Origin of the sequence: Pseudomonas sp. DCB_AW, from assembly GCF_026240895.1 — a bacterium.
GTDB classification, from domain to species: Bacteria; Pseudomonadota; Gammaproteobacteria; order Pseudomonadales; family Pseudomonadaceae; genus Aquipseudomonas; species Aquipseudomonas kermanshahensis.
The window spans coordinates 1-16208 of record NZ_JAPFCE010000097.1; the positions used below are offsets into that span (position 1 = coordinate 1).

General features: G+C 63.6%; 10 protein-coding genes and 1 pseudogene. 10 read left to right on the top strand and 1 reads right to left on the bottom strand.

Going from position 1 to position 16208, the window contains the following annotated elements; translation table 11 throughout:
* A pseudogene (locus OO306_RS26300) lies at window positions 1-117 on the top strand (SAM-dependent methyltransferase); the annotation flags it as partial.
* A 72-nt stretch (window positions 118-189) separates the two neighbouring features.
* Here the strand turns inward: OO306_RS26300 and OO306_RS26305 are convergent.
* Window positions 190-2643, bottom strand: a complete 2454-nt coding sequence (locus OO306_RS26305; protein ID WP_265970265.1) for a penicillin-binding protein 1A — start codon at window positions 2641-2643, stop codon at window positions 190-192.
* A gap of 178 nt (window positions 2644-2821) precedes the next feature.
* On the opposite strand from OO306_RS26305, the gene pilM reads away from it, so the two are divergent.
* The 9 genes from pilM to OO306_RS26350 all read left to right on the top strand — a co-directional run bounded on the left by pilM (window position 2822) and on the right by OO306_RS26350 (window position 16140).
* On the top strand, window positions 2822-3685 hold the full coding sequence (gene pilM, locus OO306_RS26310; RefSeq protein WP_265970266.1) for a type IV pilus biogenesis protein PilM: 864 nt from the start codon (window positions 2822-2824) through the stop codon (window positions 3683-3685).
* Window positions 3682-4218, top strand: coding sequence for a PilN domain-containing protein (locus tag OO306_RS26315; RefSeq protein ID WP_265970267.1), 537 nt, complete (start codon window positions 3682-3684; stop codon window positions 4216-4218). The genes pilM and OO306_RS26315 overlap by 4 nt, the downstream gene beginning before the upstream one ends.
* A gap of 29 nt (window positions 4219-4247) precedes the next feature.
* Window positions 4248-5231, top strand: a complete 984-nt coding sequence (locus tag OO306_RS26320) for a pilus assembly protein PilP (RefSeq protein WP_265970268.1) — start codon at window positions 4248-4250, stop codon at window positions 5229-5231.
* The gene (locus OO306_RS26325) at window positions 5155-6423 is read left to right on the top strand and encodes a type IV pilus secretin PilQ (RefSeq protein ID WP_265970269.1); all 1269 of its coding nucleotides are present in this window, start codon (window positions 5155-5157) and stop codon (window positions 6421-6423) included. Before OO306_RS26320 ends, OO306_RS26325 begins: the two co-directional genes overlap by 77 nt.
* A gap of 4 nt (window positions 6424-6427) precedes the next feature.
* Window positions 6428-6946 carry a shikimate kinase AroK gene (gene aroK / locus OO306_RS26330; RefSeq protein ID WP_027592357.1) on the top strand — a complete coding sequence of 173 codons (519 nt, stop codon included), beginning with the start codon at window positions 6428-6430 and terminating at the stop codon, window positions 6944-6946.
* Between the two features lie 96 nt (window positions 6947-7042).
* Window positions 7043-8140, top strand: coding sequence for a 3-dehydroquinate synthase (gene aroB, locus OO306_RS26335; RefSeq protein WP_186677045.1), 1098 nt, complete (start codon window positions 7043-7045; stop codon window positions 8138-8140).
* Window positions 8141-8155: 15 nt separating this feature from the next.
* On the top strand, window positions 8156-9781 hold the full coding sequence (locus OO306_RS26340; protein WP_099430678.1) for an SPOR domain-containing protein: 1626 nt from the start codon (window positions 8156-8158) through the stop codon (window positions 9779-9781).
* Between the two features lie 371 nt (window positions 9782-10152).
* Complete coding sequence (gene gltB, locus OO306_RS26345) at window positions 10153-14598, top strand: glutamate synthase large subunit (protein WP_099430677.1); 4446 nt, start codon at window positions 10153-10155, stop codon at window positions 14596-14598.
* Window positions 14599-14721: 123 nt separating this feature from the next.
* On the top strand, window positions 14722-16140 hold the full coding sequence (locus tag OO306_RS26350; RefSeq protein WP_099430676.1) for an FAD-dependent oxidoreductase: 1419 nt from the start codon (window positions 14722-14724) through the stop codon (window positions 16138-16140).
* Window positions 16141-16208 lie beyond the last annotated feature (68 nt).

Genomic DNA, 16208 nt, shown 5'->3' on the forward strand with positions numbered 1-16208 from the left:
GCCGGCCTGTATGTGCGCAGCCACACCCGGCAGCCGCTGCGCCTGGAGTTTGGCACCTGGGTCGAGCGTATGCGTACCCCCGAACCCATGCGTGTGGCCATACGCCAATTGCAGCAAGGCAAGGGGCTGCTGCGCAGCCCATCGCGACACAAGGCCGCTCCTACACAGGCGGCGCTAGCCTGTCAGGGATCAGAACAGGTCCATCGGCGCCGCTTCATCCGCCGGCAGCGGGCTTCCCGGTGCCGCGCCGTTGCCCAGTTCATCCCCTGACGGTGGCGAATCTTCGGCCTTGAACAGCTCGAAGTAGGCGTTCGGCGTGCCCGGCGAGGCCGCGCGGCCGCTGACCGGGTCGACACGCAGGCTGAGGATGCCTTCCGGCTCAGCCGGTACGTGGTTGGGTTTGTCCTTCAGCGCAGCACCCATGAAACTCATCCAGATCGGCAGCGCCGCAGTGCCACCGTACTCGCGGCGGCCCAGGGTCTCGGGCTGGTCGAAGCCGACCCATACCGTGGTCACGTAATCGGCGTTGTAGCCGGAGAACCAGGCATCCTTGGACTCGTTGGTGGTACCGGTCTTGCCGGCCAGGTCGGTGCGGCCCAGGGCCAGCGCACGGCGGCCAGTGCCCCGTTTGATTACATCCTGCAGCATGCTGGTGAGGATGTACGTGGTGCGGCCGTCGATGATCTGTTCCGCCACTGCCGGCGTTTGCGGTGCTGGCGTGACTTGGCCAAAGGCGGCCGGCGCCTCGCCCGGCATGGCTGCGGTGCTGATCGGCTGCTCTGGCGCGGCAAGGCCTACCTGGTCCTGGGCGCCTTGCGGCACGCGGGGCGGGTTGGCGGTGAACAGGGTCTCGCCGCTGCGGCTCTCGATGCGGTCGATCAGGTACGGGGTGATCTTGTAACCGCCGTTGGCAAAGGTGCTCCAGCCCGTGGCGATTTCCATCGGCGTGAGGGTTGCGGTGCCCAGTGCCAGCGACAGGTTGCGCGGCAAGTCCTGCTTGTTGAAGCCGAACTTGGCGATGTAGTCGATGGTGCGGTCGACGCCCATGGCCTGCAGCAGGCGGATCGATACCAGGTTGCGCGATTTGTACAGCGCCTCGCGCATGCGGATCGGGCCGAGGAAGGTGTTGGTGTCGTTCTTCGGCCGCCAGACCTTGTCCAGGTACTCGTCGACGAACACGATCGGTGCATCGTTGACCAGGCTGGCTGCGGTGTAGCCGCTGTCGAGCGCCGCGCTATAGATGAAGGGCTTGAAGCTCGAGCCAGGTTGGCGCTTGGCCTGCATGGCACGGTTGTAGTTGCTTTGCTCGAACGAGAAGCCGCCTACCAGGGCACGAATGGCGCCGTTGTATGGGTCGAGGGTGACCAGCGCGCTTTGTGCGCCCGGCACCTGGCTGAACTTGAGCTTGCCGTCGTCCAGGCGCTGCAGGCGCACCAGGTCGCCTACCTGGGCAACATCGGCGGGGCTTTGCGGTGCGCGGCCCTGGGAATTGCTATTGAGGAACGGGCGCGCCCACTTCATGGTGTCCCAGGCCACGGTTTCTTCCTGGCCGCTGCGGGTCAGCACCTTGAGGTCGGTTTTGTCGACCTGGGTGACGATGGCTGGCTCAAGGCCGCCCAGGGTGCGCTGCTTGCTCAGTTCCAGCAGCCAGGCCGCGTGGGTCTTGCCTGGGAAGCGTGCCTCGGGGCCGCGGTAACCGTGGCGTTCATCGTAATCGGAAAGGCCCGTGAGAATGGCTTTGTTGGCCATCTCCTGCATGTCGCTTGGCACCGTGGTGGTGACGCGGAAGCCCTCGGTGTAGGCATCGCTGCCATAACGGCCGACCATCTCGGCGCGGGCCATCTCGGCGACGTACGGGGCATTCACCTCAGGTGTCGGCACGTGATAGCTGGCGTTGAGCGGCTCGGCCAGGGCGGCCTGGTAGCTGGCCTGGTCAATCTTGCCGAGCTTGTACATGCGGCCAAGAATCCAGTCGCGACGCTCTTTGGCGCGCACCGGGTTGGCCAGGGGGTTGAAGCGCGAAGGTGCCTTGGGCAGGCCGGCGATCATCGCCATTTGCGCCAGGCTCACGTCGCGGATCGACTTGCCGTAATAGACCTGTGCGGCGGCATCGATGCCGTACGCCCGGTTGCCCAGGTAGATCTTGTTCACGTACAGCTCAAGGATTTCGTCCTTGGTCAGCTCACGCTCGATCTGCAGGGCCAGCAGAATCTCGTTGGTCTTGCGCGAAAAGCTGCGCTCGCTGGTGAGGAAGAAGTTCTTCGCCACCTGCATGGTGATGGTGCTGCCGCCCGTCTGGATATGGCCGGTTTTTACCAGCTGAGTCGCGGCGCGCATCAGGCTGCTGGGGTCAACGCCGTAGTGGTTGAGGAAATTGTCGTCCTCGGCTGACAGAAGCGCCTGGATAAATTGTGGGGGGATTTCCGCGAAACGGATCGGCGAGCGGCGCATTTCGCCGAACTCGGCAATCAGCTTGCCGTCGCTGCTGTACACCCTGAGGGGGATCTGCAACTGGATGCTTCTGAGGGACTCGACCGAGGGCAGGCTAGGGCTAAGATACAGAAACGCACCGCTCACACCGAGTACGAGCGCGCTAATGACTGCGACGGAAGACCACCAGAAGAACTTCAGCAGACGTATCAAGGCTTTTGGGCGTCCAGGTTGATAAGTGAATTGCGTACGGGTCCGGCGGACCAAAAACGCTGGGCATTATAAGCATTTTTTCGCCTTGCCGGGTGACCGGCCAGGTGGCCCGTCGAACCGTTTGGCCGCTGGGGCCTAGCGCTGACGCGGGTTTGCGGCATACAGCAAAGGAACAGCGATGCTTGGACGTTTCGGCATGGATGCCGGTTCACTCTTGGGGGTGGAAATTGCCCCCGACTCCGTTCGGATTGTGCAGCTGCAGCGACGCAAGGGGCGTTGCCAGGTCGCGGCCTGGGCGCACGAGCCGTATGAACCGTACAGTGGGGCTGATTGGGCGAGCGACCCTCCCCGGCTAGTGGCTGCGTTGCGCCGTGCCTGCAGGCGCAGCGGCAGTCGGCAGCGGCGCGTTGCGGTGGCGCTGCCGGCAAATCAGGTGATCTGCAAGGTGTGCCAACTGCCAGCGGGCCTGAGTGAAGCCGATATCGAGGCCCAGTTGCTGGCTGATGCGGATCGCCTGTTTCCATTTCCGCTTGATGATCTGGCGCTGGACTTTCAGTTGCTCGGGGCCTCCGAGGCCCAGGCCGATTGCCAGGAGGTCATGGTGGCGGCCTGTCGCCAGCGTGCGCTGGAGCCCGTTGAAGCCCTGCTTGATGCAGCCGGGCTGCAGGCCGAGGCGATGGAGGTCGACAGTATCGCGTTGCAGCGGATGCTGCCGCAGGGCGCGCTTGCGGGTTCGGCATTGCTGCGCATCGAAGCGCAAGGCGCGACGCTGCATTGTTGGCGGCAGGGCATGCCCGCGCAGCGCCGCGAAGTGCACCTTGGCCAAGCACTTGGCCAATGGCCGGCGCTTCTGGGCGACGACAGTCAACTGGAATGCGTGCTGGTCGCCGGCAGTTCACCGATCGAGCAAGCGTGGCTGGATAACCTGAGTGCAGAGGTGAAGCTGCCCTGTCGGCCCCTGCCTTCTATTGTGGGGTTGGAGCCTGGTGGGGGCGAGATGCTCTTGGCATGCGCCTTGGCGCTCGGAGGCATACAGCCATGATGCGTTTTAACCTTTTGCCCTGGCGCGAGCGGCAGCGCCGGTCGATGCTTCGGCGCTTTCAGTGGATGTTGCTTGGCAGTGCGGCGCTGGCCCTGTGCGCCGTGATGCTGATCGATCAACTGGCACGCCAACGTGCGCAGCAGCAAGGGTTGAGCACTGTTAGTCGTCAATCCGCCGTTGCGCTGCTGGATGAACAATTGGAGCAGCATGCCGATGTCCGTGCCGCCCACGATGCTGCCCAGGTACAGGCCGCGGTGTTGGCCAGTCTGCGCGCCGATCAAGGTGTATTCCCCGCGTTGCTTAGCGACCTGGAGGCCGCGTTGCCTGCTGGTCTGCAGCTCACTGAGCTCACGTTGGCGGGCGGCCGTTTGCAGGTGACCGGCCAGGCCGCGTCCGGTGCTGTGGTCGCTCAGTTCATGCGCGACCTCGAGCGGTCCGCTGTACTGCAAGGCCTGGAGCTCAAGCATGTGAAGCACCTGCCTTCGGGCGATGAGTTTGTCCTGACAGCGCGTGTGTCGGCGTTTTGGTCGTGAATGCAGCCTGGTGGGGGAGCTGGCAGGGCATGGCCGAACGTTCCGCTCGCTTCAGGTGGGGCGCTTCGGTCGGTCTGGGAGTGTTGGTATTGGCGCTGGGGTGTGGGCTACGCCTGCCGGAGTTGCGGCACGCCCATGGGCAAGTGAATGCGCAGCATGAGCGGTTGAGCGAGGAGCATTCGGCCAAGGCAGCGCAGGTGCGGGAGATGGCACGCATGCGCGCTGCGCTGGCCGCCGCACAGCAGGCGCTGCAGGTTGCCCGGTGGCGTCTGGCCGCAGGCGAGGGCATGAGTGACCTGCTCGATTCGCTTGCCGCCTCAGGGCATGAATTTGGCCTGCTGTTCGAGCGGCTCGATGTGCATGAGGCGGTGGAGCAGGCGCACTACCGAACCATTCCCCTCGATGTTCAGGTGGTGGGCCGGTATGCAGCACTGCGCCTGTGGTTGGATGAATGGCTTGGGCAGCTGCGGCTGCTGCGCGTGAGTGACCTGAGCATGAACGAAGTCGATGGGCGGCCTGGATTGTTGCGCGTTCGCCTGAGGGTTCACGCCCATCATGCTGATGCTACGACGCCGGCCGTTGCGTCGTTGGCAGATTTGCCCGCTCGGGCAGCGGCCGTGCCGCCGTTGGTCGATCCGTTCTCCGCTGCCCCGGCGAAAGTGGCACCTGGCGAATTGGGTCGTGTGCCCTTGGCGCAGCTGGAAATGGTCGGGAGCCTGGCGCAAGGCGGCGCGCATGAAGCGCTGTTGTTGTCTGCAGGCCAGTTGTATCGCGTGCGCCTGGGCGACCGGCTCGGGCGCGATGAGGGTGTTGTGGTGCACATCGACGAGCAGCGGGTCGACGTGCGCGAGCGGTGGTTCGTGGCGCGTGAGTGGCATGAGCGCACAGCCGTACTCACCCTCCGAAAACCCCTGGACAAGGAGGTCATGGACAAGGATGAAAAGGCTATGGATGGGGGTGGCGGCGTTCGTCTTGTCGATCCCGCTAGCGACGGCAGCGCCGACTCGGGGTGAGCCACTGTCGCTGAACTTTCAGGATGTGCAGGTGCGCGCCGTATTGCAGGTGCTGGCAGACCATGCCGGCGTGAACCTGGTTGCCAGCGATTCGGTGCAGGGCAATATCACCTTGCGGCTTCAGGATGTGCCCTGGGAGCAGGCGCTGGATTTGGTGCTGCGCAGCAAGGGCCTGGCACGGCGTGAAGAGGGCAATGTGCTGCTGGTGGCGCCGGCGGCGGAGCTTGCTGGGCAATCGCTCGACGCCCGACTAGGCCAGGCGCTGGATGCGCAATTGCAACCGCTGCAGCGTGAACTGATGCCGATCCACCATGCCGTAGCCTCCGAGCTCGCAGAGCTGTTGCTGGCAACCCTGGCAGACGACGGCATCCTCACTGGGCGAGGCAGTTTGAGCGTGGATGCGCGCACCAATACCCTGGTGGCCTACCAGCCCGCTGACCGCCTTGCCGAGCTGCGCCACCTGGTGGCGCAGCTGGATGTGCCGGTGCGTCAGGTGGCGATCGAGGCACGCATCGTCGAGGCCAATGTCGATTACGAAAAGAGCCTTGGGGTGCGTTGGGGTGGGCCCTTGTACGGTGAGAATGTAAGGCCAGGCAAGGAGCTGTTCGTCGACCTTGGGGTGGAGCGTGCCGGCTCCAGTGTCGGCCTGGGCCTGCTGCGTGGCGGCATCCTGCTGGACCTTGAGCTCAGCGCCATGGAAAAGAGCGGCAATGGCGAAATCATTTCGCAGCCCAAGGTGGTCACGGCCGACAAGGAAACGGCCAGGATCCTCAAAGGTACCGAGGTGCCTTACCAGGAAACCAGCAAGAGCGGCGCCACGTCCGTGTCGTTTCGCGAAGCGTCCCTGTCGCTTGAAGTCACCCCGCAGATTACCCCGGACAACAAGGTCATCATGACGGTCAGGGTGACCAAGGACGAGCCTGATTACGTCAATGCCTTGAACAACGTACCGCCGATCCGCAAGAACGAGGTCAATGCCAAGGTTCGCGTGGCGGACGGCGAGACGATCGTGATCGGTGGCGTCTACTCGACCACGCAAAACAATGTGGTCGACAAGGTGCCATTTTTCGGCGATCTGCCGTATGTTGGGCGGCTGTTTCGACGCGATGTATTACAAGAGAAAAAATCCGAGCTGCTGGTCTTCCTGACTCCGCGTATCATGAGTGACCAGGCGATTGCTGTGAGTCGTTGATTCTGTGCGAAATTTGATACTTGTGGGGCCAATGGGCGCTGGTAAAAGCACCATTGGACGCCTATTGGCCAAAGAGCTGCGCCTGCTGTTCAAAGATTCCGACAAGGAAATCGAACTGCGATGCGGCGCCAACATCCCGTGGATCTTCGACAAGGAAGGCGAGCCGGGCTTCCGTGACCGTGAGCAGGCGATGATCGCCGAGCTCTGTGGGCTCGACGGCGTGGTCCTGGCCACCGGCGGCGGCGCGGTAATGCGCGATGCCAACCGCCAGGCGTTGCGCCAGGGCGGCCGGGTGATCTACCTGCATGCTTCGGTGGAGCAGCAGGTCGGTCGCACCGCACGTGATCGCAATCGCCCCCTGTTGCGTACCGCCAACCCGGAAGCGACCCTTCGCGCCCTGCTCGAAGCGCGTGATCCGCTCTACCGCGAGATCGCCGACCTGGTCGTTGAAACCGACGAGCGGCCGCCGCGCATGGTGGTGATCGATATTCTCGAACGCTTGCAGCAGTTGCCGCCCCGATAAGCCGGGACTATTCTCGGCCACCAGCGCCGAGGCGAGGTTCAACTTACCGCGTGCGTCGCCCAAGCGGCGCCGCGCCCAAGTACATTGTGGGGATACATGCAGACACTAAAGGTCGACCTGGGCGAGCGTAGCTACCCGATCTACATTGGCGAAGGCCTGCTGGACCAGCCCGAGTTGCTGGCGCCGCACATTGCCGGGCGGCAGGTCGCCATCGTTTCCAACGAAACCGTCGCGCCTCTGTACCTCGAACGCCTGGCCAAGACCCTGGGTGCCTATTCGGTGCTGCCCGTGGTGTTGCCTGACGGCGAAGCCCACAAGAACTGGGAAACGCTGCAATTGATCTTCGATGGCCTGCTCACTGCCCGGCACGACCGTCGCACCACCGTGGTGGCCCTTGGCGGTGGCGTGATCGGCGACATGGCCGGCTTTGCCGCTGCCTGTTACCAACGCGGCGTCGATTTCATCCAGGTGCCGACCACCCTGTTGTCCCAGGTCGACTCTTCGGTCGGCGGCAAGACCGGCATCAACCACCCGCTGGGCAAGAACATGGTCGGTGCCTTCTATCAGCCCAACGCGGTGCTGATCGACACCACCAGCCTCAAGACCCTGCCGGCGCGTGAGCTGTCCGCAGGCCTGGCCGAAGTGATCAAGTACGGCCTGATCTGCGACAAGCCGTTCCTCGCTTGGCTCGAGGACAATATGAAGGCCCTGCGTGCCCTGGACTCCACGGCCCTGACCGAAGCCATCCGCCGTTCCTGCGCAGCCAAGGCTGCGGTGGTCGGTGCCGATGAGCGCGAATCCGGCGTGCGGGCGACCCTGAACCTTGGGCATACCTTCGGCCATGCCATCGAAACCCATATGGGCTACGGCGTCTGGCTGCACGGCGAAGCCGTGTCGGCGGGCACGGTGATGGCCCTGGAAATGTCCATGCGGCTCGGCTGGATCGACCAGGCCGAGCGCGATCGCGGAATCCGCCTGTTGCAGGATGCAGGTTTGCCGGTGGTGCCACCACAGGAAATGACCCCGGCGCATTTCATGGAGCACATGGCGGTCGACAAGAAGGTGCTCGACGGGCGTCTACGTCTGGTGCTGTTGCGCCAGATGGGCGAGGCCGTGATCACCGACGACTATCCGAAAGAGATTCTTCAGGCCACGCTGTCGGCGGATTACCGCGCGATCGTGGCCCAGCTTTGAGGTTGTGACAGCGCAATGACCAGTTTGCATGCCGATGAGGCCTTTCTCGACCATTACCAGTTGAGCCACGATCCGTTCGCGCCCCGCGTGCCCGGCTTCAAATTCTTCCCGGCACAGCGCAAGCCTGTGCTGGGCCAGCTGCATCACCTGGCCCGCTACAGCCAGCTGATGCTGGTGGTCACCGGCCCCCTGGGCAGCGGCAAGACCTTGCTGCGCCAGGCCCTGGTGGCCAGTACCAACAAGCAATCGGTGCAGAGCGTGGTGGTTTCTGCCCGTGGCGCCAGCGATGCGGCCAGCGTGCTCGCCCAGGTCGCGCAGTCGCTTGAGGTCGCCCAGCCTGAGGTCCAGGCCATACTGTCGAAGGTGGTGCAACTGGCGCTGACCGGGCAGGAAGTCTATTTGCTGGTGGACGATGCGGAACAACTCGACGAGTCGGCACTCCAAGCGTTGCTGGAGCTGGCGGCGGGTGTTCCGGAAGGGCGTCCGCACGTGTTCCTGTTCGGCGAACCGTCGCTGATTGCCGGGCTGGATGAGCTGAGTATCGAGGAAGAGCGTTTCCACGTTATCGAGCTCGCCCCCTACAGCGAAGAGGAGACCCGCGAGTACCTGGAGCAGCGTCTGGATGGCGCCGGCCGGGGCATCGAGGTGTTCACCCGCGAACAGATCGTCGATATCCACGAACACTCCGACGGTTGGCCTGGCACAATCAACCAGGTCGCCCGTGACACTTTGATCGAAGCCATGATCGCCAGCCGTTCGACGGCCAAGCGACCATCCATGGGGTTGAAAATGCCTAAGAAACATGTGCTCGCGCTGTCCGCTGTGGTCGTGGTCGCCGTTGCTGCCGCGGTTCTCATGCCCAAGAAAGGCGACAAGGCACCTGCCGAGGTGCCGGCTGCCCAGGCTCAATTGCCATTAGGTGAAGGCCAGCCGGGCGCCGCCCAGGCCAATAATGGCAACCCGGCCATCGAGTTCTCCGGCTCGTCGCAGCCGATGCCACTGCCGCTGGTAGGGCAGTCGCAGCCGGTGATGCGCGAACCATTGGCCCAGGCCGCTGGCATGGGGGATGGCGAAGAGGGCAGCCCGGCCGGCAATACCGCGCTGCAGCCTGGCAACCCGCCGACCGTGACCACCATCGCACCGCCGCAAGGCGTGCCTGCCGGCCCGGCACCGACGCTGTCCAAGCCGACTGGAAGTGCACCGGTTCAGCCGGTTGCGCCTGCGCCAAAGCCCGTCGCAACCCAGCCTGCAAAACCGGTTGCACCTGCTAAGCCTGCGCCTGCGCCAACCCAGGTCGCCACAGCCAAGCCAGCTGCCAAGCCTGTCGAGAAGCCTGCGGCTACCGGCAGCAGCGGTGGTGGCTGGTATGCAGGTCAGAAACCGGGCAATTACGTGGTGCAGATCCTCGGCACCAGCTCCGAAGCGTCGGCCCAGGCCTTCGTCAAAGCCCAGGGTGGCGACTATCGCTACTTCAAGAAAAACCTGCAGGGCAAGCCGCTGTATGTCGTGACTTACGGCAGCTTCGCCAACCGTGACGCAGCGGTTGCGGCAATCAAGAACTTGCCAGCGAAGGTCCAGGCTGGTAAACCTTGGCCACGTACCGTCGCCAGCGTCCAACAAGAGCTGGCCACGGCCCGCTGATACCTGCCGGGCGGCACCACCCCGCCGCCCAGTTGCTGAGCGAATTCTAGCTTTCGACTAGCCTGCTGCGCCCGAGCGCGGCAGGCTTTTCTGTCCCAGGCTGCCGGCCACAAGCCTCTCTTGCAGTCATGGCTGAAACGCTTCAGACTCGAGCCAAGCCGTATCACGGCGCATGGCGCAAAAACATTCAAATTTGCGACATAAATTTTCAATGGTGAGACATGAAAATTTGTGGGCATCGCTGTCGCTGTGCAACAATGGTTTTCCATGACCACCGCAAAAAAGCTGGCGTTTGATCGGCGTGGATGGTAAGTGGTTGTTAAAAAAGAGATTTGCCTCCGTTGAGAGGTGAACCTGGTGAGAAAGTGTCTATGAAAACAGGTCTGTACCATCCCGAAGAATTCAAGGACAACTGTGGTTTTGGCCTGATCGCCCATATGACGGGCGAGCCAAGTCACCACCTTCTGCAAACCGCCATGCAGGCACTGACGTGCATGACCCACCGCGGCGGTATCAACGCCGACGGCAAGACCGGTGACGGTTGCGGTCTGCTCATGCAGAAGCCCGATCAATTCCTGCGGGCCGTGGCCCAGGAACAGTTTGCCGTCGAGCTGCCCAAGCAGTACGCCGTCGGCATGGTGTTCTTCAACCAGGACCCGGTCAAAGCAGAAGCCGCCCGCGCCAACATGGACCGCGAGATCCTCGCCGCTGGCCTCAAACTGGTCGGCTGGCGCAAGGTGCCGATCGACACCAGCGTGCTGGGTCGCCTGGCGCTGGAGCGCCTGCCGCAGATCGAGCAGGTGTTCATCGGTGGTGAAGGCCTGAGCGATCAGGAATTCGCCATCAAGCTGTTCAGTGCCCGTCGTCGTTCGTCCGTGGCCAACGCCCACGACACCGACCACTACATCTGCAGCTTCTCGCACAAGACCATCATCTACAAAGGCCTGATGATGCCGCGCGATCTCGCGGCGTTCTATCCAGACCTGGGTGACGAGCGCCTGCAGACCGCGATTTGCGTGTTCCACCAGCGCTTCTCCACCAACACCCTGCCGAAATGGCCGCTGGCGCAGCCGTTCCGCTTCCTCGCCCACAACGGCGAAATCAACACCATCACTGGCAACCGCAACTGGGCCATGGCCCGTCGCACCAAGTTCGCCAATGACCAGATCCCTGACCTCGAAGAACTCGGCCCGCTGGTCAACCGCGTGGGCTCCGACTCGTCGAGCATGGACAACATGCTCGAGCTGATGGTCACCGGTGGCATCGACCTGTTCCGCGGCGTGCGCATGCTGGTACCGCCGGCCTGGCAGAACGTCGAGACCATGGACGCCGACCTGCGCGCCTTCTACGAATACAACTCCATGCACATGGAACCGTGGGATGGCCCGGCCGGTATCGTCATGACCGAAGGCCGCCACGCGGTGTGCCTGCTCGACCGTAACGGCCTGCGCCCGGCGCGTTGGGTGACCACCACCAATGGCTACATCACCATCGCGTCGGAAATCGGCGTATGGGACTACAAGCCTGAAGACGTCATCGCCAAGGGCCGTGTCGGCCCGGGCCAGATCTTCGCCGTGGACACCGAAACCGGCCAGATCCTCGACACCGACGCCATCGACAACCGTCTGAAGTCGCGCCACCCGTACAAGCGCTGGCTGCGTCAGCACGCCACGCGTATCCAGGCGACCTTGACCGACGACCAGGGCGCGGCCAGCTACGATGCTGACCAGCTCAAGCAATACATGAAGATGTTCCAGGTCACCTTCGAAGAGCGTGACCAGGTGCTGCGCCCGCTGGGTGAGCAGGGCCAGGAAGCGGTCGGCTCGATGGGTGACGACACGCCGATGGCTGTGCTGTCGCAGCGCGTGCGTTCGCCGTATGACTTCTTCCGCCAGCAGTTCGCGCAGGTCACCAACCCGCCGATCGACCCGCTGCGCGAAGCGATCGTCATGTCGCTGGAGATCTGCCTGGGCGCCGAGCGCAACATCTTCCAGGAGTCCCCGGAGCACGCCTCGCGGGTCATCCTCAGCTCGCCGGTCATCTCGCCTGCCAAGTGGCGCTCGCTGATGAACCTGGAGCGCGAAGGCTTCGACCGCCAACTGATCGACCTCAACTACGAGCAAGGCGTCGGCCTGGAAGCGGCCATCCGCAACATCGCCGACCAAGCCGAAGAAGCGGTGCGCAGTGGCAAGACTCAACTGGTGCTGAGCGACCGTTACATCGCCCCGGGCAAGTTGCCGGTGCACGCTTCGCTCGCCGTGGGTGCCGTACACCACCGCCTGACCGAGCAGGGCCTGCGGTGCGACAGCAACATCCTGGTCGAAACCGCGACCGCCCGTGACCCGCACCACTTCGCTGTGCTGCTGGGCTTCGGTGCCTCGGCCGTCTACCCGTACCTGGCGTACGAAGTGCTGGCCGACCTGATCCGTACCGGCGAAGTGCTGGGCGATCTGGACGAGGTGTTCAAGTATTACCGCAAAGGCATCTCCAAGGGCCTGCTGAAGATCCTGTCCAAGATGGGCATCTCCACCATCGCTTCGTACCGGGGTGCGCAGCTGTTCGAAGCCATCGGCCTGGCCGAGGACGTGGTCGGCCTGAGCTTCAAGGGCGTGTCGAGCCGCATCAAGGGTGCGCGTTTCGAAGACCTGGAAAGCGACCAGAAGCTGCTCGCCGCCGAAGCCTGGAGCGCGCGCAAGCCGATCCAGCAAGGTGGCCTGCTCAAATTCGTCCACGGTGGCGAATACCACGCCTACAACCCGGATGTGGTCAACACCCTGCAGGCGGCTGTGCAGCAGGGCGACTACGCCAAGTTCAAGGAATACACCTCGCTGGTCGACCAGCGCCCGGTGTCGATGATCCGCGACCTGCTCAAGGTCAAAGTGGCTGACCAGCCGCTGGCGATCGAGCAGATCGAACCGTTGGAGGCCATCCTCAAGCGCTTCGATTCCGCCGGTATCTCGCTCGGCGCTTTGTCGCCAGAAGCCCACGAGGCGCTGGCCGAGGCCATGAACCGCCTGGGCGCGCGTTCCAACTCGGGCGAGGGCGGTGAAGACCCGTCGCGCTACGGCACCGTGCGCAGCTCCAAGATCAAGCAGGTGGCCACCGGCCGCTTTGGCGTGACCCCGGAATACCTGGTCAACGCCGAAGTGCTGCAGATCAAGGTAGCCCAAGGCGCCAAGCCGGGTGAGGGCGGCCAGCTGCCAGGCGGCAAGGTCAACGGCCTGATCGCCAAGCTGCGCTACGCGGTACCAGGCGTGACCCTGATCTCGCCACCGCCGCACCACGACATCTACTCGATCGAAGACCTGGCCCAGCTGATCTACGACCTCAAGCAGGTCAACCCGCAGGCGCTGGTCTCGGTCAAACTGGTCGCCGAAGCAGGCGTTGGTACCATCGCCGCCGGCGTGGCCAAGGCCTATGCCGACCTGATTACCATCTCGGGCTACGACGGCGGTACCGGTGCTTCGCCACTGACCTCCATCAAGTACGCGGGCGCACCGTGGGAGCTCGGCCTTGCCGAAACCCACCAGACCCTGCGCGGCAACGACCTGCGCGGCAAAGTGCGGGTGCAGACCGACGGTGGCCTGAAAACCGGCCTTGACGTGATCAAGGCGGCCATCCTCGGCGCCGAGAGCTTCGGCTTCGGCACCGCGCCGATGATCGCCCTGGGCTGCAAATACCTGCGTATTTGCCACCTGAACAACTGCGCCACCGGCGTCGCCACCCAGAACGACAAGCTGCGCAAGGACCACTACATCGGCACCGTCGACATGGTGATCAACTTCTTCACCTTCGTCGCCGAAGAGACCCGCGAGTGGCTGGCCAAACTGGGTGTGCGCAGCCTGGGCGAGCTGATCGGCCGCACCGACCTGCTCGACATCCTGCCAGGCGACACCGAGCGCCAGCAGTACCTGGACCTGTCGCCGCTGCTGGGCAGTTCGCACATTCCGGCGGACAAGCCGCAGTTCTGCGAAGTCGACAAGAACCCGCCGTTCGACAAGGGCGAGCTGGCCGAGAAGATGGTCGAAATGGCCATGCCGGCGATCCGCGACCAGTCCGGTGGCGAGTTCAGCCTCGACATCTGCAACTGCGACCGCTCCATCGGTGCGCGCATCTCGGGTGAGATCGCCCGCTTGCACGGCAACCAGGGCATGGCCGCTGCGCCGATCACCTTCCGCTTCAAGGGCACTGCGGGCCAGAGCTTCGGCGTGTGGAACGCTGGTGGCCTGAACCTGCACCTGGAAGGCGACGCCAACGACTACGTCGGCAAAGGCATGACCGGTGGCAAGGTCACCATCGTGCCACCTGCCGGCAGCCCGTTCGAAACCCAGCACAGCGCCATCGTCGGCAACACCTGCCTGTACGGTGCCACTGGCGGCAAGCTGTTCGCCGCCGGTACCGCGGGCGAGCGCTTCGCTGTGCGTAACTCTGGCGCCCACGCTGTTGTCGAGGGCACTGGCGATCACTGCTGTGAATATATGACCGGCGGCTTTGTCTGCGTCCTGGGCAAGACCGGTTACAACTTCGGCTCTGGCATGACCGGCGGCTTCGCCTACGTGCTCGACATGGACAACAGCTTCGTCGACAAGCTCAACCATGAACTGGTGGAAATCCAGCGCATCAGTGGTGAAGCGATGGAGGCGTACCGCAGCCACCTGGCGCGCGTCCTTGGCGAATACGTGGACGAGACCGGCAGCGAGTGGGGGCGTGAGCTCTTCGAGAACCTGGACGACTACGTGCGGCGCTTCTGGCTGGTCAAGCCGAAGGCGGCCAACCTCAAGCAACTGCTGTCCAGCACCCGTGCCAACCCGCAGTAACAACAGCTGCAAGTGGCAAGCCTCAATCTGCGAGTAAACGCAGTGCGAGGTTTGCCGGACCCAAGTGATCGACTTGCAGCTTGCGGCGTGTAGCTTGCGACTGCGGTAAAGAGGTTTTGAAAAATGGCTGAACGTCTGAGCAACGACTTCCAGTTCATCGAAGTGGGGCGTAAAGACCCAAAGAAAAAGCTGCTGCGCCAGCGCAAGAAAGAGTTCGTCGAGATCTACGAACCCTTCAAGCCGCAGCAGTCCGTGGAGCAGGCGCACCGTTGCCTGGGTTGCGGTAACCCGTATTGCGAATGGAAGTGCCCGGTGCACAACTTCATCCCCAACTGGTTGAAGCTGGTGTCCGAGGGCAACATCCTGGCGGCGGCAGAACTGTCGCACCAGACCAACACCCTGCCTGAAGTGTGCGGCCGTGTTTGTCCGCAGGACCGCCTGTGCGAGGGTGCCTGCACCCTGAACGACGGTTTTGGCGCGGTGACCATCGGCTCGGTGGAGAAGTACATCACCGACACCGCTTTCGCCATGGGCTGGCGCCCAGACATGTCCAAGGTCAAGCCGACTGGCAAGCGTGTCGCCATCATCGGTGCCGGCCCGGCGGGCCTGGGCTGTGCCGACGTGCTGGTGCGCGCCGGCGTAACCCCGGTGGTGTTCGACAAGAACCCGGAAATCGGCGGCCTGCTGACCTTCGGTATCCCCGAGTTCAAGCTGGAAAAGACCGTGCTGAGCAACCGCCGCGAAGTCTTCACCGGCATGGGCATCGAGTTCCGCCTGAACACCGAGGTGGGCACCGACATCACCATGGAGCAGCTGCTGGCCGAGTACGACGCGGTGTTCATGGGCATGGGTACCTACACCTACATGAAGGGCGGCTTCCCGGGCGAGGACCTGCCGGGCGTGCATGACGCGCTGGACTTCCTGATCGCCAACGTCAACCGCAACCTGGGCTTCGAGAAATCGCCGGAAGACTTCGTCGACATGCAGGGCAAGAAGGTCGTGGTGCTGGGCGGTGGTGACACCGCGATGGACTGCAACCGCACCTCGATCCGCCAGGGCGCCAAGTCGGTGACCTGTGCTTATCGTCGTGACGAGGCCAACATGCCGGGTTCGCGCAAAGAGGTGAAGAACGCCAAGGAAGAGGGCGTGAAGTTCCTCTACAACCGCCAGCCGATCGCCATTGTCGGTGAAGACAAGGTTGAAGGCGTGAAGGTGGTCGAGACCCGTCTCGGCGAGCCGGACGCCCGTGGCCGCCGCAGCCCTGAGCCGATCCCGGGTTCTGAAGAGATCCTGCCGGCAGATGCCGTGGTGATCGCCTTCGGTTTCCGCCCGAGCCCGGCGCCGTGGTTCGAGCAGCATGGTATCCAGATGGACAGCCAGGGCCGCGTTGTTGCGCCGGAAAAGGGCAAGTTCAAGCACCAGACCAGCAACCCGAAAATCTTCGCCGGCGGCGACATGGTGCGCGGTTCGGATTTGGTGGTAACGGCCATTTTCGAAGGCCGCACGGCTGCTGAAGGTATCCTGGATTACCTGGAAGTCTGATTGAATGCTGGGGCCGCTTTGCGGCCCATCGCGGCACAAGGCCGCTCCCACAGGGAAGTGCATTCCTG